This window comes from Chloroflexus sp. (assembly GCF_034431535.1).
In the GTDB taxonomy this organism is placed as follows: domain Bacteria; phylum Chloroflexota; class Chloroflexia; order Chloroflexales; family Chloroflexaceae; genus Chloroflexus.
This window is the reverse complement of record NZ_DAOUDC010000049.1, coordinates 1-22774: the sequence shown is the minus strand read 5'-3', so window position 1 is coordinate 22774 and position 22774 is coordinate 1. Positions and strand designations below refer to the sequence as shown.

The following is a 22774-nucleotide window of genomic DNA, read 5'->3' as shown; positions in this document are numbered from 1 at the left end:
GCATCCCCTTTGCTGAAGGAGGAGATTGCTGTGGGTGCTGCGCTCCCTCGCAATGACAGGTTGGGTTGTCCGCGCACGGGAGGGGAGGGGTGCGCACAGGCGCCCGTTCCGCTGAAGGAGGAGATTGCTGCGGGCGCTGCGCCCTCTCGCAATGACAGGCGATGATCCCAGCAAGTGGTATACAATGTTGTTGGCTGGCTGGCGATCCACCGCAACCGCTGAACGGAGGTCATTGTGCTGAGCGTGATTGAGCCGGCAGCTCTTTGGCTGTTTGCGCTCGCCATCCCTTTGCTGTGGTTTATGTGGCTTGGCCGCGCCGATTTGCGCCGGCGCCTTGGCCGGGCGCGTATGTTGACGCTGGTCGTCGTGCGCTTGGCGCTGCTTACGGCGTTGGTGCTGGCGTTGGCCGGTTTGCAGGTGGGCCGTCCAGTGCAAGCGACTGCCACCGTATTTCTGATTGATGCAAGTGATTCGGTAGCGCCGGCCCAGCGTGCTGCCGCACTAGCGTATATCGAACAGGCCCTCGCCGCCGCCGATCCCGATGACCGCATGGCGGTGATCGTCTTTGGTGCGCGCGCGGTGGTTGAGCGTGTGGCTGAGCCGCCCCGATCGCTGACCCGGCTGGATTCGTTGGTTATTGCGTCGCGCACCAATATCGAAGATGCGATCCAGCTTGGGTTGGCGATCTTGCCCGGCACAATGCACCAACGCCTCGTGTTGCTCTCAGATGGCGGTGACAATGAGGGTGATGCGCTAGTCGGCGCCCGACTGGCTGCCGCTCGCGGCGTGCCGATTGAGGTGGTGCCGCTCGTGGCTGAGCGTGGCCCTGATGCGCTGATTACTGCGTTGATCGCGCCGACGACGGCTAGCGTTGAGCAAACTATTCCGCTTGCGGTACAGATTGATAGCGAAGTGACCGGCCCGGTAACGGTGCAGATCATCGTCGATGGTCAATTGGCGGCGGAAGAGCCAGTTGAGTTGGCTGCCGGTCTTAACCAAATCACCCTCAATACGCCGGCGGGTGCTCCCGGCTTTCGCCAGTTTGAGGCGCGTTTGATTGCGCCGTTCGATACCCAACCGGCCAATAATCGGGCGGTGGCGTTTACGTTTGTCAGTGGGCCGTCGCAGGTGTTGGTGATCACGGTTGATCCTGAAAGCGCCGCAGTGTTGGCTGCCGCGTGGCGCGCTACCGGGATTGAAGTTACGGTGCAGGCGCCAACGCAGGTCTCGGCCAATCCGCTCGATCTGCGCGCCTTCGATGCCATTGCGTTGGTTGATACGCCGGCTGAAGCTGTCTCTATCGCATTGCAACGCGCCTTGACCTCGTATGTCCGCGATTTGGGTGGCGGATTGCTAGTGGTAGGGGGAACCCAGTCGTTTGGTGCCGGCGGTTGGCGACGCTCGCTCCTTGAGCCGATCTTACCGGTGGTGCTCGATCCACCGTGGCGCGAAGAGCGGCCCGATCTGGCGCTGGTGTTGGTGATCGACCGTAGCGGCAGTATGAGCGAACTGGTTGATGGCAGGCGCACCCAACTTGATCTAGCCCGTGAGGCAGTTTATCAAGCTAGCCGTGGTTTATCGCAGCGTGACCAGATTGCCATTATCGCTTTCGATAGCTTCGCTGATACGCTGCTGCCGTTGCAACCGTTGCCCAATCTGTTCACGATCGAAGATGCGCTCAGCCGGTTGGCTGCCGGCGGCGGCACCAATATTCGTAGTGGGGTGGCGCTCGCTGCCGAGACGATCGCGCAGGCGAATGCCCGGATCCGTCACATGATTCTGCTCACTGATGGCATTTCTGAAACTGATTATGCCGATTTGGTTGCCGATCTGCGCGCGCAGGGGGTGACGGTCAGTACGGTAGCGATCGGGCTCGATACCGATCCGGTGCTCGAGCGCGCGGCCCAAATCGGCGGCGGGCGCTACTATCTGGTGCAACGAGCCGGTGCGCTACCCCAGATCTTTCTCGAAGAAACGGTGCGCATCGCCAATCGTGATCTGATCGAAGAGCCGTTTGTGCCGGCGCTGGCCTTGCCCGCCCCATGGCTGCGCGACCTTGGCCCCTTGCCGCCGTTGCGGGGCCGCAATGCTGCCGATCATCGCTCGCTGGCCCGCGCGTTGTTGGTGGCTGATGACGGTGCGCCGCTGCTGGCCACGGCGCAGGTTGGCTTGGGGCGCGTGTTGGCGTGGACGAGCGATCTGAGTGGCCGTTGGGCGGCGGCGTGGTTAACGTGGCCCGAATTTCCTCGCTTTGCCGCCAATCTGGTCGCCGAGACGCTGCCGCTCAGCGGCGGGGAACGCTTGTCACTCTCTACGTCGGTGATTGCCAATCGCGCCGAGATCGATCTGATCGCGCTTGATGAGCGGGGCTTGCCGCTGGAGCTTGGCGAGATCCGCAGCCGGGTTAGCGGGTTGGTAACCAGTTTTGAGCTGGCGTTTACCCAAGTCGCTCCCGGTCGCTATCGCGCTATTGCGACGATCGATCAGGTGGGAGCGTATCTGGTGCAGGTCAGCGCTTTCGATCGCGCTGGCCAGTCTCTTGGCAGCGCCACCGCCGGCTTCGCCGTAAGCTATTCGCCCGAATATGGCCGGTTTGCTGCGAACCCCGGCTTGTTGGCCGATGTTGCAGCGCTGACCGGCGGTAGTGTCGATCCGCCGCCAACTTCGCTCTTTACGCCTACTACCCGCGCCGTGTACGATGTCTGGCCCGTGACAATTCCGTTGCTCTGGTTGGCGCTGATCCTGTTGCCGCTTGATATTGCCCTGCGCCGGCTGTTCGTGCCGTTGCCCGAATTCACTGCTGTGCCGGTCAAACGTCCTGCCCGTCGGGTGGCCGCGCCTGATCTGCCAGCCCCGCCGGTTGCCCCGCCCGCGCCTAATCCGGCGGCTACTCTCAGCGACGAAGAACGGATGGCAGCATTGCTGGCGGCCAAACGGCGCCGGCAGCGCAAAGAGCAGTGATGCTTTATGTTATACTGCCAAAAGGTACTGGTTCTCGCTGTCACCGTCGGAGCAGCCCATGCCAACTGAACAACCAACAGTCGTCGTGCGGCCCGCCGTCACCTTTGCGGTTGCCAGCGATGAAGAGCTTGAGCGTCCGTATCGCGTCATTGTCGAAAATGACGACGTGACGCCGATGGATTTTGTTGTGATTGTGTTGCGCGTCTTTTTTGAACTGGATCTGGCCCGCGCCGAACAGGTGATGCTTACGGCGCATTACGAAGGGCGCGCGCTGGTGACGGTGTTGCCGTTCCAAGAGGCGCAAGAGCGGGTCTATCAGTCTCATCACGCTGCCCGCGAGGCCGGCTATCCGCTCACCTTTTACCTTGAACCTGATCAGTAGGGGTGGTACGTTACTGGCTGCTTGTGGATTGATGAACGATGCCGGTCGCGCTTTCACCCTTCCCGCTTCCCCTTGGTAGCGGGAAGCGCGAGCCGCGTTGCTTGGCAGCAAGCGACGCGCAACATCAGTGGGAAAGGGGGCGGGGGTGAGAGCCAGCAGCCCGCGCAGCGGGCTTCGTAAACCAAGCCCAGCCCTGAAGGGCCGGGTTCCCGATCAGGTGTTTTGTCCGCCCTTGAACATCAGTGGGAGATGGGCTTGGGGTGAGAATGCACTGGCGCAGCTCAAAGCCATCAACCGCTTCTGTACGCATGCGTTCTGCCTGTCCTTAAACCCTAGCGACAGAGGGTAAAACAAGCGATTGCCTGCTAATTACACCACAAAGGAGCATAAACACGACCATGAACCTCCGGCCCCGTTTTCTTGCCATCGCCCTGCTCTGCGTGGCCATCCTTGCCGGATGTAGCTCAGCTTCCCGTCCGTTACCCGCCGATGCCCTGATCGCTTCGGCGCCAACGCCACCAGCGATCACTCCTGTGAGCTTGACGCCGTTGGTGCCGATCTATGCTGCTGGTACTGAAGTAGCTGGCGTACCAATTGGTGGTATGACTACCGTTGAAGCGGAAGCGGCCTTGACTGCCGCGCTGGCCGAACGTGTCACGCCGGTGCAATTGGTCGCCGGCGAGAATGCTACGACGATCGAACCGTCATCAATAAACCTGCGCCCCGATGTACCGGCGATGTTAGCCGCAGTGCAGCCGGCGTTGGGCAGCGATCAGCCAATTTCGGCGCCGTTGCAACTCGCGTTCGATCAAGCTGCCGTGCGTGAACAGGTAATGACGTTTGCTGCTGTGTCGGCTAGCGAACCAGAGTTGACCGTCATCACTTCGACCGAGGTGCTCTCGCGCAGCTTTGCCTACCTGCCCCGACGTGCGATTGATCTCGATCGTTCGCTAGAGATTGTCAGCGGTTTGCTCAGCCGCGGCCAACTTGCCGATCCCATCTTCCTCACCCGCTGGCCCACCAAGCCGCCCCGTGCTTCGTTTGCGCAACTTGCCGAACAGCTTGAAGCGATAGCTGATGCATGGGATGGAGTGATCGGCGTCTATCTTTACGATCTGGCAACCGGTACAGAAGTGGCGGTGAATGCGCGTACCGTGTTTTCTGCCGCCAGCACGATTAAGACAGCGATTATGCTGTATGGCTACACCAAACTGCCCGCATTCAGCGAACGCCAATGGGAAAGTATGCGGGCGATGATCATTGACAGTGATAATCTGGCCGCGAACGATATTTTGGCGGCGGGTGCCGGCGGCACGGATACCGAAACGGCCTTCCGCGGCGCCGAGCAGATGAGCGATATGCTGGCCGATCTTGGTCTTGACTATCTCCATCTCTATATTCCATTCGAGGCGCTCGATTTCATCCGGCTTTACAATGTCAAGTTCCGCTGCGGGCCGAAAGATCCGGTGGGCGAACCACCGTACGCCGAGACTGGCTGCGCCTTGCGGGCGACGCCATACGCGATGGGCCAGCTCTACCGGATGATTGATGAGTGCGCGCGCGGCGAGGGTGTGTTGCTAGAGCAGTTTGACTTGCTCAACCCTGATCGCTGCCAAGAGATGCTCGATCTGCTGGCCGAGAATGCCGACGATACCCGTATGGTGGCTGGCATCCCCGACGGGGTGCGGGTCGAGCATAAGTCGGGTTGGATCGAGCACACCCAAGCCGATGCCGGTATCGTTCGCTCACCCGGTGGCGATTATGTGCTGGCGATCTATGTCTACAAGCCGCTCGGCGATCAATGGGCATGGCCGGATGCAGTGCTTGGCGGCGCGATTGCCGATGTCAGCCGGCTGGTGTACACTGCCTACAATCCGGTACGGCTTGATACGCTACCTGCGGGAGAAACGCCATGAGCAGTTTGCCCATAAAGCGGATGGTGCTCTACAAACACGGGGTGGGCTATTTTGAGCGGCGCGGGACGTTGAGCGGCGAGACGTTAACGCTCAGCTTTCCGCTTGAGGCCATGGATGATGTGCTCAAGAGTCTGATCGTCATTGACCGTAGCGGGCAAGTGCGCAATATTGATGTGGCCACTCCCGAAGATCGCGCTGCATTGATCGCGCGCGGCAGCATTCACCTTTCAGATGAGCGGAGTCTGCTCGATCTGCTGCGCGATCTGCGCGGGCGCATGGTGTGCTTAACCTTGACCGGCAAGCAGGGCGAGACGATCAGCGGCCTTGTGATCGGGGTGGATGTGGAAGCTGAAGAGCCACTGCGGCGGGCGCTGGTCAGTCTCTATCTGAGTGATGAGCGCGTGGTGCGTCCGATCCCGCTCGATGAGGTGGCGCGTGTTGAGCTGCTCGATGGCGCGGCCAACAATGATCTCGCCTTCTTCTTGCGCGCCGCGCACAACGATGAGCGCAACCGCACTGCCACCATTCACCTCACCCCCGGCGAGCATGATCTGCTGGTGGGCTATGTCGCGCCGGCACCGGCATGGCGGGTCAGCTACCGGCTGCTTTGTGAAGATGGCGACGATGGCGCGGCCCGTTGCTTGTTGCAAGGCTGGGGCTTGTTCGATAACCAGTTGGAAGAAGACCTTGTTGATGTTGAAGTGACGCTCGTCGCCGGCCAGCCGGTCTCGTTTCGCTACCGGCTCTACGAACCGCAGACGCCTGAACGTCCGCTGATTGGCGATGAAGCGCGTCCGCAACCAAAGGGGGCGCTGTTGTGGGGGCGGCGGTTGCGCGCAATGGCGTCAATGGAACCGGAGGCGATGACATTGCTGGCCGCTGCCGCGCCGGCAGTCTCGATCGAAGCGATGACCGAGAGCGCCGCGCCGGTTGCTTCCGGGGAAGAACGCGGCGCGCTGTTTGCCTATCGCGTGACCCAGCCGGTGAGTGTTGGCCGCGGTAAGTCGGCTATGGCGCCGATCCTTGGCGTGATGTTGGCGGGCCGGCGCGAATTGGTTTATAACCGCTCGCGGCGCGAACGCCACCCGCTAGCTGCCATCTGCCTCACCAATGAGACGGGCTTAACCCTCGAGCAAGGCCCGGCGACGGTGTTGGTCAACGGCGAATACGCTGGCGAGGCCGTGCTGCCCTTTACCCGCGCCGGCGCCGAACTGACCGTCTTTCACGCGGTTGAGCTGGGGGTGACGGTGGAAGAGACCTCATCCACTACGCAGCAACTGCACAGCCTCCGTCTCCAAGATGGCGATCTGTTCCTTGACGAGTATCAGCTTCGGTTCCAGCAGTACACGCTTGCCAGTACATTAGCCGATCCTTGCACGGTGATCATCGAGCATCCCCGCACCGAGAACACCGAACTGGTTGATACCCCGCTGCTGCTGGCCGAAGCCGGCAGACTGGCCCGGTGGCAGGTGGCCGTTCCTGCGGCTGGTAAGGCGGAATTGGTCGTCTGCGAGCGCCGGCTGCTCTCGCGCCGGCAAGAGATTCGCAGTCTCACCGGCGAACGGTTGCAGGAATTCCTCCGCGACAAGGTGCTCGATCAAGACACCTTCCAGCGGCTCTTTGCCATCCTCAATCTCTTCCGCCAGATCAGCGCCGCCGAACAGACGATTGCCGAACACGAGCACGAACGGCGGCGCATCTTCGAGCGCCAGCAGCGCCTGCAACAACAGCTTACCCCCTTGCGCAGCGATGGCGAAGAGGGTGCGCTGCGCCAACGCTATGTGGCGACATTGGCCCAGCTCGAAGATCAGGTCGAGCGGATCGATGCTGCGATTGCCGAGCAGCAGGCCTTGATCGAAAAGCTGAAAGAGCGGATCGAGCGCCGGTTGCGCCGCCAAAAAGAGTTGAAATCTGCTCCCTAATGCGTATGATCCGCGATAGCCGAACCCTTTTGTTGATCGTGATGGCGACGCTCATCGGGTGGGCGATTGCCGCTGCCGCTTACTATACCGTTGGCGATACCCGCAACCCTGAGGTTTTGCGCTGGCTGGCACTGGCGATTTTCGCCACGCCGCTTGCCGTCTTTCTCGGTTGGATGGCCTCGCGGCGCGATGAATGGCGGTTGGCAGCAGCCTGCTGCGGCGCGCTCTACTTCTTTACCCCCTTTGTCGCGGCCCGCATCGAGACGATCCTTGCTCCCGAAGCTGCTCGCCAAACGGTTGGCCCGCACACCGTCTATTTCATGAGCGTTTTGGCCTTGCATCTGGTTGGCGGGCTAGGATTGGCGTGGTGGCGAGGGAGATAGAAAGAATCGCCCCTTCTCTCAACCCCATGAGAGAAGGGGCCAAGGTTGCGAACCACTCAATTCGCCTCGTAGATGCTCACCGTTCCGCTGACCTCATTCGCCACGAGCAACAGCGGTTTACCGGTCGGGCTTTGGTTGGCCGGCACAAACTTCACAATCTCAGGCCCGCTGTCTGGCCCGACTGCGGCGCTGCTGAAGTCGCGGTTGTTGACGTATTGTACAAACCTTGGCGCTGCCGGGTTGCTGATGTCGAAGATCATCACGCCCCCCTGCCGTTCCAACCCAATGAAGGCATACGTCCGGTTGCGGATCGCGCCAATCGCGACGCCTTCCGGTTCCGGACCTTTGTTGTCGCTGCGCGTGTCGAAATCGTTGACGCTGTTGTTGCTGTTGAAGAAGGCCGGATACGTCTCGGCTACGATCCGCTCGATCTGGTCGCCGCTGTCAAACACTAGCCGGCCTTCGGTATCCCAAATCGAGAACGAACGCGCGCCAAAGACGTGAATCTGGTCGAAGTCGCTGTCGCCATCGAGATCGCCGCTGGCAATGCTGACGGTCAACCGGCCTAGCGCTGCATTGTTCTTCAGCGCCGTTGCGTCGGGGAAGGCGGTGGGATCAAGCCGGTAACGGCTCGCGCCGACCCGCACCTCTTCCGCGTAGCCGGCATACTCGCGTGCATCACCTTCGTTCGCGGTCACGAGATAGGTCTGCCCACGCACGCGGTAGCTCGCCATCGCGTCCGGCTGATAGATGCCAAACACCGGCCAGTTGGCGATGTTGATCGCGTTGTCGCGGTCGCTGGCGTCAATCCCATTCCCCGGCAGGCTGTGATCTTTCAAGCCAAGCGAACGCACCCACTCGATGCAGAAGTAGCGCAGATCGATCTTGGCGATCGCATTGTTCTCTTGCAGCGTCACGTATGCGAACAGGTTGTCCGGTGTCACGGTGATATATTCCGGCTCCAGATTCTTCTGCACCGCATCGGCAGCGTTAGCAGTCGGCCCAAAGACACGGGTCGCCGGGTCGAACTGGTCGCGGTACATGCCGCCAACTTCAAACTCGGCAAAGCCAAGGTGGATGACATCGTGATCAATCAGACGGCGGATATTGCCGCTGACGGGGATAATGCTGATCGTGCCGTAGGGATCAATCGTGTAATCGTCGTTCGGCTCACCCTCATTTGCTACCAGCAACAGCCGTCCGTTGGGGGTGAAGGTCAGCATATCAGGCAATGCCCCCACCCGCACCCGATTCAGATAGTTGCCATTGAGGTCAAAAAAGACCACAAAACCGGGATCCGTCTTCGGATCGGCTTCCACCGCCACCGCCACCAGATTGCCGCGCACGGCGACGCTGTTCGGCCCGGCCCCATACGGCGATAGGTCGATCCGGCTCAGCCGGGTGGGTGTACTCGCATTGCTCAGATCAACAATATCGAGCGAGTTGCTGGTACTATTCGTGACGAACATGCGGTTGCGACCAAAAGCAACCGTTTCCCCCGACAAATTGCCGAGCCCGGTAGTGTAGCTGGCTAGCAGAGTAAAGGTAGGGGCTGGCAATGCTGCGAATACCGGCAACGGACTGATCGCGCCAATCAGCAGCGCGATGGCGACAAACATGGTCAACCCACGGAGACGCATAGTGGCAATTTCCTTACTCAACGCGGACACTTGCGTCTACTACTATATACATTGCCGGTTAAGCCCGTGTAATGAACATGTTAAGCGTGGGTATGATTGCGATCACAGCTCCATGCGCGGGGGTTAGCGCGGATATAACCGCGGATGTGTTCAAGGGCGGTATTATTGCGAATGATGTGTTCAAAATAGTTGCGTTGCCAAACCGCGGTCCCCGGTGTCGCACGTCATTCGTTGATACATCGCGCCGAAAACGTTTTGAAGGCACGGACGATTTCCGGTAATCCGTGGCGTTTCGTAGCCGGTCCCGCAGCGATGTCGGCGTTGTTCCCGGTGGGTGCGGCAAGTTCATCCGGTGCGGCGGGTGCATGCGTAGGGGCGGGTTTGAAACCCGCCCCTTCCCTTATCACGATGATTCCATGCACGTAATTTGGTATGACCACAAATACATCCAATTCAACGTATGGATAATGAACCGGTAAAGCGTTCTATAACGCCTGCACAATATTGCCGTAATCATTTAATTGCATATCACCATTCGCAGTGTCGCCAAATAAGCATTCTCGCCTTTGTGTTACCATCATCACAAAAGAATATCCCAGTTGTGCATCATCATAATGTTGTAACCGGATACTACGATGATGATGGCGTTTGGGGTTATACGAAGACCCTTTTTCAACAATTGTTGCCCATCTTATGATTCGTGAAGTGGAGAATAGCATATTCCTGCGTGTTACCTCCCCACCACCGGCACAAACACCTGATACCGCTTCCTAATCTCAATCGGCTCGCTCGTTAATCCGGCGGCATCGCGGAAGCGCACAAACAAGCGCAGGAGTTCCGTTTCATCCCACCGCCAGCGCACTTCCGGCAATAATGGCAGCCACGGTGCGTCAGCAAAGCTCGGTGTGGCGCTAAATTGCATCTCGATCGGCAGGTCGCGATCGGTGGCGTTGATGGTGAGCTGTACCGCCGCATCCTCCATCCATTCGGTGTTCAGTTCTACTCGTGGCGGCAGGTTGAGGTCTACTGTCTGTGAGACCACCGTCGTATTGCCGGCCCGGTCGAGGTAACGCACTTCGACGACGTGCTCGCCTTCGATCGCCGGCAGGCTCCAGCGGTAGCTGTCGTAGTAGGGCATTGGGTCGCTCAGCTCGCCGTTGATGCCGAGAATGACCGCTGCGATTCCACCGTTGTCATCCAGCGCGTTGGTGTCGATGCGGATAGCGCGCTCGGTCACGGCGATTGGTTCTGGCGCGAGTGGCGGCGCTGTTGCGAGCTCGGTAATTTCGGCAGCAGTCAGGACGCGCGCAAAGATGGCGAGTTCGTTGAACCGCACTCCGACGGCGGCGCCGTCGCTGCTGAAGCGGCCAAGGTACAGATGCGCGCCGGTGATGATCGGCAAGACGGCGTTGCTGCGTTCAGCGACCAAGGTGCCGTCAATATACAGCGCCTTCGTGCCGCTGGTTGCGTCCCAGCTCACGGCGAAGTGATGCCATCCCGCCGCCAAGGTGTCTGGCGCGCTGAGCAGATCTTCGCCGCTGCTGGCGTCCCCTACCGTCCAAAATGTCCATTGCGCGCTGCTGTCGGGGCCGAGCCGGTCGCGGCGCAGGGCCAGCGTGCCGGTGTAGACTGGCGCGCCTTCCGGGTCGGCGCTGGCAGCGAAGAGGTAGTGGCGGTTGAGGCTGTTGGTTGGGTAGCTGGCCGGTATCTCGACCCACAGACTGATCGTGCCGCGGTCGAGATCGAGGTTGCCGGTGGTAGGGAAGGCGATTTCGGCCTGGTCGCTGCGCAGCGCTTGCCCGAACCGACCCGTTCCAAAGCTTGGCGTGCCGTTGATCTGCGGCAACCCCTGCCCGACGGTTTGTAGCGGGTGGCCGTCGAAGGTGACGGCCAGCAGCAGGTCAGCCGGCGGCGTAACCCGCATCGTCCCGACCGGCGGCGTGGTGTCGCTCGGCGGCGGTGTGTAGTCGGGAGGCGTAAAATCGTACATCCCGATCAAATCAGGGTGCCAGAGCCACGTGCTGGCCGCGCAGCCGGCATACGCCGGGCATGAGTCGGGGCCGGGGCCGTACCAGCCATACGGATCGACCTGTTTGCGAATGCCGCCTTCCCAACGCCGCACCTCGAAGTGCAGGTGTGGCGTACCGCTCACGCCGCTGGCGCCGCTGACGCCAATCTGCTGGCCGGCAGCGACGCGCACGCCATTGCCGTTGGTGAAGATCGGATCGAGTGCGCCAAGATGCCAATACACTGTCTCGTAGCCGTTGGGGTGAACGATGACCACGCCCAATCCGCGTGATTCGTTGAAGGCATAGGCAGTGCCGGCGGCAGCGGCGAGAATGGGGGTGGTGAACGGTGCGTCGGGGAAGACGTAATCGTGGCCGTCGTGGCTGTTGTATTGCACATTGCGCCGGCCCAGATAATCGACCATCTCGTTGTTGCCGTCGCCGCCGAGATCGACCATCGGGTACTTGTGGTCGAAGTAGGCAAGATGCGTGACCCGCGTGCCCAATGGCCACGGCGCGCGCAGCCAGCCGGTGACATCCGCCGCGACGGTGGCCGGTGGTGCGAGTTGGCCATCGAAGTAGGTGCGGAGAGCTGCGTGCGTCGCTTTGATAGCCGCTAACCACTCAGTCGAATCGCGTCCTTGCGCCAAAAAGCGCTTCATCGCAATCCATTCCGCCGATTCATCGAGCGAGAGGGTCAGCGTTAAGTCATCGCGTAACTGGATAGTTGGCGGTTGGCGGTATGGCCCCAACCCGGCGCGCAGTTCGCGGTTTGCCCACTCGATCTGCGCGGCAAAGCCAACCGGCCCATGCCCGCCGAAGGGTTGGGCGATCGCTGTATCCGGCGAGGTGGGCTTGCTGAGCAGGCCGGCGGTCGCTTCGAGCAGAGCAAGGGTCAAGAATGGGCTAACACCGTAGTAGTTGCTCTGCTCTTCGATTATCTGGGCTGCGCTGCGCCCGTCAATGCGGAGGTCTTTCAATGGGCCGGGCTGCTTGGCCAGAAACTCAGCCACACTCCAGCCACCTGCCGGTTGCGCGTGCAACGGGGTTGCCGAAAAGATGAAACAGAGAAACAAGAACCAGCGGGCAAGTCGATGCATGAAACGATTGGTGCGATGCGCAGAATCAGCCCGGCGCTGCTGCTCTTACCTATAATAACGCATGCAGCGCCGGTTGGTTGCATATTAAACGTAGCGATTATGAGAACTCAGTGTTGGCCCGTCCATCAACCGGTGGTCTTCACCGCTTGCGGGTGGCTCGCTTCGTAAGCGGCGATGGCTTCCGCTTGGTTGAGCAAGAAGCCGAGCTGGTCAACCCCGTGCAGCAGGCAGTATTTGCTGAAGGCATCGATCGGGAAGCTCACCTGCCGGCCATCAGGCAACGTGACCGTCTGCGCCGCGAGATCGATCGTGAGCGCCATCTGCGGGTCGTTGGCGTACATGGCCACCAGCTCGTCGTAGATCGCCTGCTCGATCGTCACCGGCAGCAAGCCAATCTTGAGCGCATTGCTGCGGAAGATGTCGGCAAACGAGGGCGCAATGACAGCGCGAAAGCCATAGTCTTGCAAGGCCCACGGTGCATGCTCGCGCGAGCTGCCGCAGCCGAAGTTGCGCCCGCTGATCAGGATCGTCGCGCCTGCCGCTTCAGTCCGGTTGAGCGGGAAGTCGGGGTTGGGTGTGCCATCAGGCAGGTAGCGCCACGCCTCGAACAGGCCGGCGGCCAACCCGCTCTTGTCGGTGACTTTGAGGAAGCGCGCCGGGATGATCTGGTCGGTATCGATATTTTCAACCGGCAAGACGACCGCTTTGCCGGTGATGGTTGAGATAGGTTCCATGCGGTTCTCCTTAGGGCAATGCAGCGCATTGCCCCTACAGTACACGGTCTTAATTCAACAACGTGCGCGGGTCGGTGACGACGCCGGTCACAGCGGTGGCGGCGGCGGTCAATGGGCTGGCGAGCATGGTGCGCGCTCCCGGCCCTTGCCGGCCCTCGAAGTTGCGGTTCGAGGTGCTAACCGCGTACTTGCCCGGCGGTACCTTATCGTCGTTCATCCCTAAGCAGGCGCTGCAGCCGGCTTCGCGCCATTCGGCCCCGGCCTCTTTGAAGATGCGATCGAGACCTTCCGCTTCGGCGGCCCGTTTGACTTGCTGCGAGCCGGGCACAACCATCACCCGCACCCCCGGCGCCACCTTACGTCCGCGGAAGAATTGGGCCGCTTGCCGCAGATCAGAGAGCCGCGAGTTGGTGCAAGAGCCGATAAAGACCACATCCACCGGGTGGCCCAGCAACGGCTTGCCCGGTTCTAGCCCCATATAGGCCAACGCCTTATCGAGCGCGGCCCGGCTGCGCGTGTCGGGCATATCTTCCGGGCGTGGCACCGGCGCGTCGATGGGAATGCCCATGCCGGGGTTGGTGCCGTAGGTAATCATCGGCTTCAGCTCGCTGGCCGAGAGGGTCAATTCGTGGTTGAAAACCGCTCCCTCGTCGGTGGGCAGAGTGCGCCAGTGCGCTACGGCGGCCTCGAAATCGGCCCCTTTGGGCGCGAATGGCCGGCCAGCGATGTACTCGAAAGTGGTGTCATCGGGCGCAACCATCCCAGCTCGCGCACCGCCTTCGATGCTCATATTGCAGATCGTCATCCGCTCTTCCATCGAGAGCGACCGAATCGCTTCCCCCATATACTCAAAGACATAGCCGGTGCCGCCGCCGACGCCGTATTTAGCGATCAGCGCCAGAATAATATCTTTCGCCGTTACGCCGGGGCCGAGCCGGCCATCAATCCGCACGGCGCAGGTCTTGGGTTTGCGCTGCAAGAGGCACTGGGTCGCCAGCACGTGGCCGACTTCCGAGGTGCCGATGCCAAAGGCCAGTGCGCCGAACGCGCCGTGGGTGCTAGTGTGGCTATCGCCGCACACGATCGTCATGCCCGGCTGGGTCAGCCCCTGCTCTGGCCCGATCACATGCACAATACCCTGATTCTCATCACCCAACTCAAACAGCGGAATGCCGAACTCGGCGCAGTTTTTGCGCAATTGCTCAAGCTGGCTGATCGCCATCGGGTCAATCACCGGAATAATGCCAAGATGGTTGCGCGGCGTTGTCGGCGTGCTGTGATCCATCGTCCCCAGCGTCTTGTCGGGCCGGCGCACGCGCAAGCCACGCTGGCGCAATTCGGTGAATGCTTGCGGCGAAGTCACTTCGTGGATCAAATGCAGGTCAATGTAGAGCACCGCCGGCGTCTCCGGCGTCTCTGGCCGCACCAGATGCGCGTCCCAGACCTTTTCAAACAGGGTGCGCGGTTTGCTCATCTCTCCTCTCCTTGCCGCGATGGATGATGGTTGCCGTTCGCGCCTTGCCAGCGCGGGTAGCTGCCGAAGATTTTCAGCATTCCGGTATGCTGGCGGATGTGCTCAAGAGCGCGGGCAACGTGCGGATTGCGGCGATGGCCGTTAATGTCCACTAAAAAGATGTATTGCCCTAAGATAGCACGAGTCGGGCGCGACTCGAGTTTCGTCATGTTGATGTTTTCCGCGGCCAATTCTTGCAACGCGCCGACCAGACTGCCGGGCCGGTCTTCACGGGTAAACCCAAAACAGAAGCTGGTCTTGTCGTCGCCGGTAGGCGGCGAGTCTTCGCGGGCCAGCACAATGAAGCGGGTGACGTTGTGTGGGCTATCGGCGATCTCGCGGGCTAAAATGCTGGCCCCGACCAGCTCGGCGGCGCGCAAGGTGCCAATCGCCGCCGCTGGCCGCTCGTCAGCCAGTGCCTCGGCGGGAGCGGCTGAGTTGCTCAGCGAGGCGACCGTCGCCACGCCGGGCAAGCAGCGTTCGACAAAGCGCCGGCATTGGGCCAGCGACTGCGGGTGGGCATAGAGCACCTTGATGTCGCTCAGTTGCAGGCCGGGCCGCGCCAGCAAATACTGGCGGATCGGCACCACAATCTCGCCGGCGATCTGCAAGTTGGTTTCGTGGATGAGCAGATCGAGCGTATAGCTCACACTGCCCTCCAAGAGATTCTCGATTGGCAACACGCCGGCGGTCGCTGCTTCAGTTTCGATCGCCGTCACCACCGCCGGAATGCTAGCCAGCGGCAGCAAGCGCGCATCGCGTCCGGCTGCGTATGCGAGCGCCGCTTCTTCGCTAAAGGTGCCCGGCGGGCCAAGATAAGCAATCGTATCCATTGTGTTCGTTATCCGGTGGGGGTGACGCACCTGCCACCCCCACATCCATATCCCTTGAGGGGCGGACAGAACATGTGATTGAGGGCCACTGTTCATCGTTGTGCGATACCTCAACGCTTAACTTTGTGATCCCCTCTCCCACGCCAGTGGGAGAGGGGTTGGGGGTGAGGGTGAACCGATCCATCGCAAAGCCTTCAACCACATCTGCGCTCATCGTTTCTGTCTGCCCTTGAGGCCTTATCCCAACGTGCTCCCGCCGAAAATGTCCACCGGCAGCGTGCCGGCTTCGCCGCTATACCCAGCGGAATAGGCCATTGCCTCGGCCTTAATCCGCTCTTGGCGAGCGGCCAGCATCTTGTTCAACGCTGCCATATATGCTTGGGCCGCGGCGACGATGGTGTCGGTATGGACGCCGTAGCCGCTAAAGATTTGCTGCGCTTGCCGGCGACCGGTCAGGCTGGTCTCCGTGCTGCTGCTCTCGTTCAGGCGGGCTGGCGCACCCTGCTCACGAATGCGCACTGTCACCTCGGCGACCGCATCCAACCCCTCGGTAATCGCGTTGATTGAGAACTCGATCAGCTCGTTCGGGCGCTGAATAATCCGATTAATCGCCTGATAGACCGCATCAACCGGGCCGGTGCCCTGCGCGCTATCGACCTTGGTTTGGCCATCGGGGCCGATCAGGCGCACGGTAGCGGTCGGGATCATGCCCACTCCCGAAGCATATTGCACGTGATCGAGCTTGTACAACTCTGGCGTATGCTGCATCTCACCCGCGATCAAGGCCTCGATATCGCGATCGTCCACTTTCTTCTTACGATCGCACAAATCCTTGAAACGGGTGAACACGTGCTGGAACTCGTCATCGTTCAGCGTATAGCCCTTCTCTTCAAGGTACTTGCGGAAGGCGTGGCGGCCCGAATGCTTGCCCAGCACCAGCGTATTGCTGTCGAGACCGACTGTCTCGGCACTCATGATTTCGTAGGTCTGGCGATACTTCAACACACCATCTTGGTGGATACCCGACTCGTGGGCGAAGGCGTTGGCGCCGACGATGGCCTTGTTAGGCGGCACCGGCACGCCGATAAAGCTGCTCACTAGCCGCGACGTGCGGGCGATTTCGCGCGTCTCGATCCGGGTGCGCAAGCCGTAATACTGCTGGCGCGTGTGCAGCGCCATCACCACCTCTTCGAGCGAAGCGTTACCGGCCCGTTCGCCGATCCCGTTAATCGTACACTCCACCTGTCGCGCGCCGGCCCGCACACCCGCCAGCGAATTGGCCACCGCCATCCCCAGATCGTCGTGGCAATGGGTCGAGAGGATGCAGTTCTCGATCCCCGGCACATTCTCGCGCAGATCGCGGATCATTGCGCCGTACTCGTCGGGGGTGAGATAGCCAACCGTATCGGGGATATTGAGCGTGGTTGCGCCGGCTGCCACCGCCACTGCCACTGCTTCGCGCAAGAAGAGCGGATCAGTGCGCCCGGCATCCATCGGCGAAAACTCGACATCCTCGCACAATGAGCGGGCATAGCTCACCATCTCGTGGATGAGTTGCAGCGCCTCAGCCCGCGTCTTGCGGAATTGGTATTCGAGGTGGATGTCGGAAGTCGACATAAATGTATGGATGCGCTTTTTGGCCGCGGGCTGGATCGCGCTCCACGCTTTGTCAATATCGTCACGGTTGGCGCGGGCCAGCGCCGCGATAATCGGGCCATCGGGCGTACCGATTTCGCGGGCAATCTCATGCACTGCGGCCCAGTCGCCGGGCGACGCGGCGGGGAAGCCGGCCTCGATAATATCCACTTTCAGGCGCGCCAATTGGCGAGCGACCTCCAGCTTCTCTTCCAGCGTCATAGTGCAGCCGGGGGCCTGCTCGCCATCGCGCAGAGTCGTGTCGAAAATACGGACGTAATCTACGCTCGGTTCGGTGGTGTTGGTCATTGGTGCCTCCTGATATGTATTGTTGGTCAATTTCTCTATCGTCATTGCGCGGGGTGCAGCCCCGAAGCAATCTCCCCTTCAGCGGAAGGGATGTCTGAGAACACTGCTCCCATGCTCGCAGGGGATTGCTTCGCCAGGCGGGGCATCGCAACGCGATGCCCCTACCCGACTCGCAATGACATAGGTGCGTGTAGAGCTGTGCAGGTGCAATCTGCTCACGCGGGGGCAAGGCATTGCCTTGCCCTTAACGATTTACGCCCCGCCCTCACCCGGCTTGACTTCGCGCGGGTTGACGAAGGGCATCATGCGGCGCAATTCACGGCCAATCTGCTCGATCGGGTGATTAATGTCTGCTTGGCGGTAAGCGTTGAAGCGGGGCCGGCCATTGTGATTCTCGTCGATCCAGTCTTCGGCGAAGGCGCCGCTCTGGATGTCGGTCAGAATCTGGCGCATCGCCGCGCGGGTTTGATCGGTGATGATCTTGGGGCCGGCGGTGTAATCGCCCCACTCCGCGGTATCGCTCACCGAATAGCGCATGTAGTTGAGACCACCCTGATAGAACAGGTCAACGATCAGCTTCAGCTCGTGCATACACTCGAAGTAAGCCACTTCCGGCTGGTAGCCAGCCTCGACTAGCGTCTCGAAGGCGGCCTTGACCAGCGCGCTGACGCCACCGCAGAGTACTACTTGCTCGCCGAACAGGTCAGTCTCGGTCTCTTCGGCGAAGGTGGTGCGCAGCACGCCGGCGCGGGTGCAGCCGAGGCCTTTGGCGTAGGCCAGCGCGTCCTCAAACGCGCCGCCGGTCGCGTCTTGCTCAACCGCAATCAGCGCCGGCACGCCGCCGCCCTGCACAAAGACCTCGCGCACGCGGTGACCAGGAGCTTTGGGTGCGACCATGCTCACGTCGATCCCTGCGGGCGGTACGATTTGGCCGAAGCGGATGTTGAAGCCGTGGGCGAACATCAACGTCTTGCCCGGTTCCATCGCCGGCGCGATGTGCTCGCGGTACAGATCAGCCTGCCCAATGTCAGGAGTCAAAATCATGACAATCTGCGCCTCGCGGGCCGCTTCGGCGACCGTCATCACCTTCAATCCCGCCGCTTCAACCTTGCTCCAGCTCTTCGAGCCGGGGTACAGGCCAACCCGCACATCAAGGCCGCTGTCAGCAAGGTTGCGGGCGTGGGCGTGGCCTTGGCTGCCGAAACCGATAATTGCGATCGGCTTGTTCTTCAAGCGGTTGAGATCGGCCTGATTGTCGTAGTACAGCTCTGCCATGTTGTGTCATTCCTCATACTCATGCGGCGACCATCCGCCGCGCGCGGTAGGTAAGAACCACTGAGACGCCCGTGAGGGGCGTCTCAGAGGATCGCACAATTAGTTAAGCGCCGGTACAGCTACGCCGTTGGTGGCCGGCTCAATATACTCGCCGGCATTGTGGCCGCGCGCGCCGCGTACCATGGCAATGCGGCCAGTGCGCATCATCTCTTTAATACCATAGGGGCGCACCACCTCAACGAAATTCTCAACCTTGGCGGGGGTGCCGGTCATCTCGATAATCATCGTGTTCGAGCCAACATCAACGATCCGCGCGCCAAACACGCTGCACATCGAGATGATCTCGTGGCGGGCCGCCGGCGGCGCATGCAGCTTGATCATCGTCATCTCGCGCTCGACCGTCGGATCATCGGTGACATCGCTCACCTTCAACACCTCGATCAAGCGGTAGAGCTGCTTGACGACCTGCTCAACATGCTCTGATTCAACCACAATGGTCAGCCGGCTCACGCCGGGGGTCTCGCTATGACCAACGGCGAGACTCTCGATGTTATAGCCGCGGCGGCGGATCAACCCGATCACGCGGCTCAGCACGCCGGGCCGATCTTGCAAGAGGGCGACGATAGTATGCTTCTTCATGGTTGCGACTCCTTCGATATGGTAATGATTACGCCCTTACGCCTGCGCCTCCGAGAGGATCATCTCGCCGATTGACTTGTTCTGCGGCACCATCGGGAAGACGTTGACCTCGCGCTCGACGCGGAAGTCGATCAGGACCGGGCCATCGGTGGCATGCGCTTCGTCGATCGCGGCTTGCACATCTTCGCTGCGCTCAACCGTGATCCCCTTCCAACCGTAGGCTTCAGCCAGCTTGGCGAAATTGGGGCCAGAGAGCGGGGTGCCGCTGTAGCGCTTGTGCTCGAACAGCTCTTGCCACTGGCGCACCATACCGAGGTAGCCGTTGTTGATCACTGCCACCTTCACATTCTTCAAACCCTCTTGCACAATCGTCGCCATTTCTTGGTTGGTCATCTGGAAGCCGCCATCGCCGACGATCGCCCAGACGGTTTCGTTCGGATAGGCAATCGCCACCCCCAACGCCGCCGGGACGGCGAACCCCATCGTGCCGGCGCCGCCGGAGGTGATGTGGGTGCGCGGGCCGTGGTTCCAGTCAATCAACTGGGCTGCCCACATCTGATGTTGGCCGACGTCGGTGACGACGCGATAATTGCCGCGCGCGTTGAGAGTGCGGCTGAGCGCCTCGTAGACATCGTGCGGCGGCAGCGACATATTGGCCATCGCGGCCCGGTTCTTGTACTGCTGCTTGCCCTGATGCTTATCCTGCATCTCGCGGATATGCTCCATCCAGTCGGAAGCGTGGGTGTGCAACTCAGCCAGCTCGCTGGGCGGCGGCAAGTCTTCGAGCAGCGCCTGCAACACCAGCCGGGCATCGCCGACAATCGGCACCTCCACCCGCACATTCTTGCCGATCTCAGACGGATCAATGTCAACGTGAATGATACGAGCGTTGGGGGCGAAGGTGCTGGCCTTGCCGGTCACGCGGTCATCGAAGCGGCCGCCGATGTTGAACAGTACATCGCACTCTTGAATGGCGCGGTTGACATGCACCCAGCCGTGCATCCCGGGCATGCCGATCGCGAGCGGGTGATTTTCGGGGATCGCGCCGATGCCGTGCAAGGTGGTAATCACCGGAATGCGCAACCGCTCGGCGAACTCTTGCAGCTCGCGGTGAGCGCCGGCCATAATGATCCCGTGGCCGGCGATAATCAACGGCTTCTTGGCGCTGATCAACAGCTTAATCGCCTCGCGGATCTGGCGGCGGTTGCCCTGATAGGTCGGCTTGTAACCGGGCAGGTTGAGCTTGATATCCCAATTGGGCACGGTGGTCTTCTGCATCGCATCTTTGGTGATGTCGATCAGCACCGGGCCGGGCCGGCCAGTGGTGGCGATGTGGATCGCCTCTTTGAAGACGTAGGGCAGCTCATCGACATTCTTCACCAAATAGTTGTGTTTGGTGATCGGCATCGTAATGCCGGTGATATCGGTCTCTTGGAAGGCGTCTTTGCCGAGCACGTGGCTGCCGACTTGGCCGGTAATCGCTAGCAACGGCGTGCTATCCATCATCGCATCAGCAATCGGGGTGACGAGGTTGGTCGCGCCGGGGCCGCTGGTGCCGATACAAACGCCGAGCCTGCCGGTGGCGCGGGCGTAGCCTTCGGCGGCGTGGCCGGCCCCCTGCTCGTGGCGGCAGAGCACGTGGCGCAGCCGGTCGCGATAATCCCACATCGCATAGTAGAAGGGCATAATCGCGCCGCCGGGAATGCCGAACATGACTTCGACCCCCTCGCGGATGAGGGCCTCACACATAATCTGGGCACCGGTGAGTGGTTTGGTCATCGAACTACTCCTGTCGTGATGAGTCTGGAACAGAACCTGTGTGTGCAGCCGTACCCAACGGTGGCAAGCGCAGCGATGCGCTCTACCGTTGGCGACGACCGATCCAACAACCGACGGGCCACAGCAGTGGGGCGTTGCGCCGCTGCTCACCTCGATGTGAGCGGCCAGCCGCGGGGCAATGCGCTGGCGAGGCGGCGGTGAACGGAACGTAGGTTAGCGACGCCGGGTAATCATTACCGGCGCAAGCGCGAGTCGCGGCTGTAACGCACGTTGTTGCCAAAAGATGATAATCATCGTGATGAGCCGCATCGCGTATCCTCGCACGGGTACTAAAAAACCTCCCGCAGGGCGGGAGGTTCAGTCTTGCATCCTGAGCCGGGGCTTTGTGACCATCCCCTCCCTAAACACGCTTACTCCACCCGCCAATAAGGCTAAGGAGGAGTACGAGTACAAGGAGGATAAGGCTTACAAAGTGAGCGGCCATAGGTTTGTGTGTATTATCCGAACATGAATATCGATCCGCGATGAGGATACCATAGGGTGACGATTTTGTCAACTCTGTTTGTTGCCAAGGAAGAGGCTATGTGATAAAAATCACATAGCGAGATGTGAAATCTCTACCCAATTCCTGTTCCATCGCTCCGCCGATGCGGTGAGTGTTTGCAGCGGAATCAAAAAAGCCCGGGAAAGTTCTGTCAGCCGGTTTTCATCTATACATTCATCACCCGTGAAACGGTGGAGGGGAAATCCTGCCACTCCAGGCATGCAAACGTGAACTGGTGGAGCATTGATCGCTGCCGAAGGTGGTTTCTCTACCTCTGACCAGAGAGGACGTGCATGTACTGATTCTTCCTCCAATTCCTCAAACACCTCCCGTACCGCGTCCCCATACTCCCAGCCGATGCTAGCTGTGCGGGACATTGCCCCCATCCGGTCGCGGAAGCGTGCCCGGTACAGATTGCGCCATCGGGGAGTTTCCGCAACTCTTCTGCAAAGTGGTAAAGCATGTTGATCGGCACATCGTAGAGTAGAAGGGTATGTCAATATCACTGAAATCAACGATGAAGGCATAGCCGCGCTCCAGGTAGGTGAGCATCAGCTCAAGCGTGCCGACCGGATTGCCGGTGGCTTTTTTGTATTCGCTGATGACTTTCTTCGCCTCCCGGAAATGTGAACGGTGAGGACGTTGCCGACGTGGATCGTAGACCAATTGGGCCGGAGAGAGCCGTCTTTCCCGCCAGGATGTGTTTGGTGGCGCAATCTGATACAGCCCCTTCAGCAACTCAATCAGAGCTTCGGCGGGGAGGTCTTTCAAGCGGGGTTTGCGTTCAATCCAGGACAGGTACGACTTCAGTTTGGGGTACAGGCTGGCTCGTGAGACAGCCTTTCGAGATGTCTAACAATGCGCGCCCAGATCGTTATCCTTTGCCCGCGGGTATTCGCTCCTCGCAGCGCAGGGACGTATTGAAGGGCTTCGTATAGCCGCACCCGCCGACGCGCGGCGAATTGACCACCGGCATCAGCCCCTCTTCGCCGTATTCTTCTAGCACTCCACCGGCGCGCCGCAGACGTTGCAGCGCAGGTCGGGGGCATCGTTGCGCGCCGGCAGGCGGACTGTTTCCTTCGCGGCGCATCCCATTCGCTCGCCGAACACCCTCGGTTGGAGTGCGGTCATCGCGCCGAAGTCGTATGCGTGGGGGAAGGTATCGCCGACCGAGAGGATGTTCGCCGGTTTGGCCGATTTCAT

Annotated in this window: 15 protein-coding genes and 1 pseudogene; 5 read left to right on the top strand and 11 right to left on the bottom strand. The window is 60.6% G+C overall.

Annotation, left to right across the window (positions count from 1 at the left end; all coding sequences use genetic code 11):
• Positions 1–234: 234 nt before the first annotated feature.
• The 5 genes from U9R61_RS11455 to U9R61_RS11435 all read left to right on the top strand — a co-directional run bounded on the left by U9R61_RS11455 (position 235) and on the right by U9R61_RS11435 (position 7564).
• Entirely contained in the window at positions 235–2961 is a 2727-nt protein-coding gene (locus U9R61_RS11455; protein ID WP_322488949.1) for a VWA domain-containing protein, read from the top strand.
• 58 nt (positions 2962–3019) lie between these two features.
• Complete coding sequence (locus tag U9R61_RS11450) at positions 3020–3343, top strand: ATP-dependent Clp protease adaptor ClpS (protein ID WP_322488948.1); 324 nt, start codon at positions 3020–3022, stop codon at positions 3341–3343.
• Between the two features lie 398 nt (positions 3344–3741).
• Complete coding sequence (locus U9R61_RS11445) at positions 3742–5259, top strand: serine hydrolase (protein ID WP_322488947.1); 1518 nt, start codon at positions 3742–3744, stop codon at positions 5257–5259.
• Entirely contained in the window at positions 5256–7181 is a 1926-nt protein-coding gene (locus U9R61_RS11440; RefSeq protein ID WP_322488946.1) for a hypothetical protein, read from the top strand. Before U9R61_RS11445 ends, U9R61_RS11440 begins: the two co-directional genes overlap by 4 nt.
• A gap of 41 nt (positions 7182–7222) precedes the next feature.
• Positions 7223–7564 carry a hypothetical protein gene (locus tag U9R61_RS11435; protein ID WP_322488945.1) on the top strand — a complete coding sequence of 114 codons (342 nt, stop codon included), beginning with the start codon at positions 7223–7225 and terminating at the stop codon, positions 7562–7564.
• Positions 7565–7620: 56 nt separating this feature from the next.
• Here U9R61_RS11435 and U9R61_RS11430 read toward each other — a convergent pair whose 3' ends face one another.
• From U9R61_RS11430 to U9R61_RS11380, 11 genes and pseudogenes are all read right to left on the bottom strand, one after another.
• Positions 7621–9204 carry a choice-of-anchor I family protein gene (locus U9R61_RS11430; protein ID WP_322488944.1) on the bottom strand — a complete coding sequence of 528 codons (1584 nt, stop codon included), beginning with the start codon at positions 9202–9204 and terminating at the stop codon, positions 7621–7623.
• 730 nt (positions 9205–9934) lie between these two features.
• On the bottom strand, positions 9935–12310 hold the full coding sequence (locus tag U9R61_RS11425; RefSeq protein ID WP_322488943.1) for a LamG-like jellyroll fold domain-containing protein: 2376 nt from the start codon (positions 12308–12310) through the stop codon (positions 9935–9937).
• Positions 12311–12435: 125 nt separating this feature from the next.
• Positions 12436–13044, bottom strand: coding sequence for a 3-isopropylmalate dehydratase small subunit (leuD, locus tag U9R61_RS11420; protein ID WP_322488942.1), 609 nt, complete (start codon positions 13042–13044; stop codon positions 12436–12438).
• 49 nt (positions 13045–13093) lie between these two features.
• A complete protein-coding gene (gene leuC / locus U9R61_RS11415; RefSeq protein ID WP_322488941.1) occupies positions 13094–14518 on the bottom strand; it encodes a 3-isopropylmalate dehydratase large subunit in 1425 nt (474 codons plus the stop codon).
• Positions 14515–15390 (bottom strand): prephenate dehydratase, encoded by an 876-nt coding sequence (pheA, locus tag U9R61_RS11410; protein WP_322488940.1) that lies wholly within the window; start codon positions 15388–15390, stop codon positions 14515–14517. The genes leuC and pheA overlap by 4 nt, the downstream gene beginning before the upstream one ends.
• Before the next feature lie 237 nt (positions 15391–15627).
• Positions 15628–17334, bottom strand: a complete 1707-nt coding sequence (locus U9R61_RS11405) for a 2-isopropylmalate synthase (protein ID WP_322488939.1) — start codon at positions 17332–17334, stop codon at positions 15628–15630.
• A 252-nt stretch (positions 17335–17586) separates the two neighbouring features.
• On the bottom strand, positions 17587–18609 hold the full coding sequence (gene ilvC, locus U9R61_RS11400) for a ketol-acid reductoisomerase (RefSeq protein WP_322488938.1): 1023 nt from the start codon (positions 18607–18609) through the stop codon (positions 17587–17589).
• Positions 18610–18708: 99 nt separating this feature from the next.
• Positions 18709–19248, bottom strand: a complete 540-nt coding sequence (gene ilvN / locus U9R61_RS11395; RefSeq protein WP_322488937.1) for an acetolactate synthase small subunit — start codon at positions 19246–19248, stop codon at positions 18709–18711.
• Between the two features lie 36 nt (positions 19249–19284).
• Complete coding sequence (gene ilvB, locus U9R61_RS11390) at positions 19285–21027, bottom strand: biosynthetic-type acetolactate synthase large subunit (RefSeq protein ID WP_322488936.1); 1743 nt, start codon at positions 21025–21027, stop codon at positions 19285–19287.
• A 904-nt stretch (positions 21028–21931) separates the two neighbouring features.
• On the bottom strand, positions 21932–22342 hold the full coding sequence (locus U9R61_RS11385) for a hypothetical protein (protein ID WP_322488935.1): 411 nt from the start codon (positions 22340–22342) through the stop codon (positions 21932–21934).
• 228 nt (positions 22343–22570) lie between these two features.
• Positions 22571–22774, bottom strand: a pseudogene (locus tag U9R61_RS11380) (hypothetical protein); the annotation flags it as partial.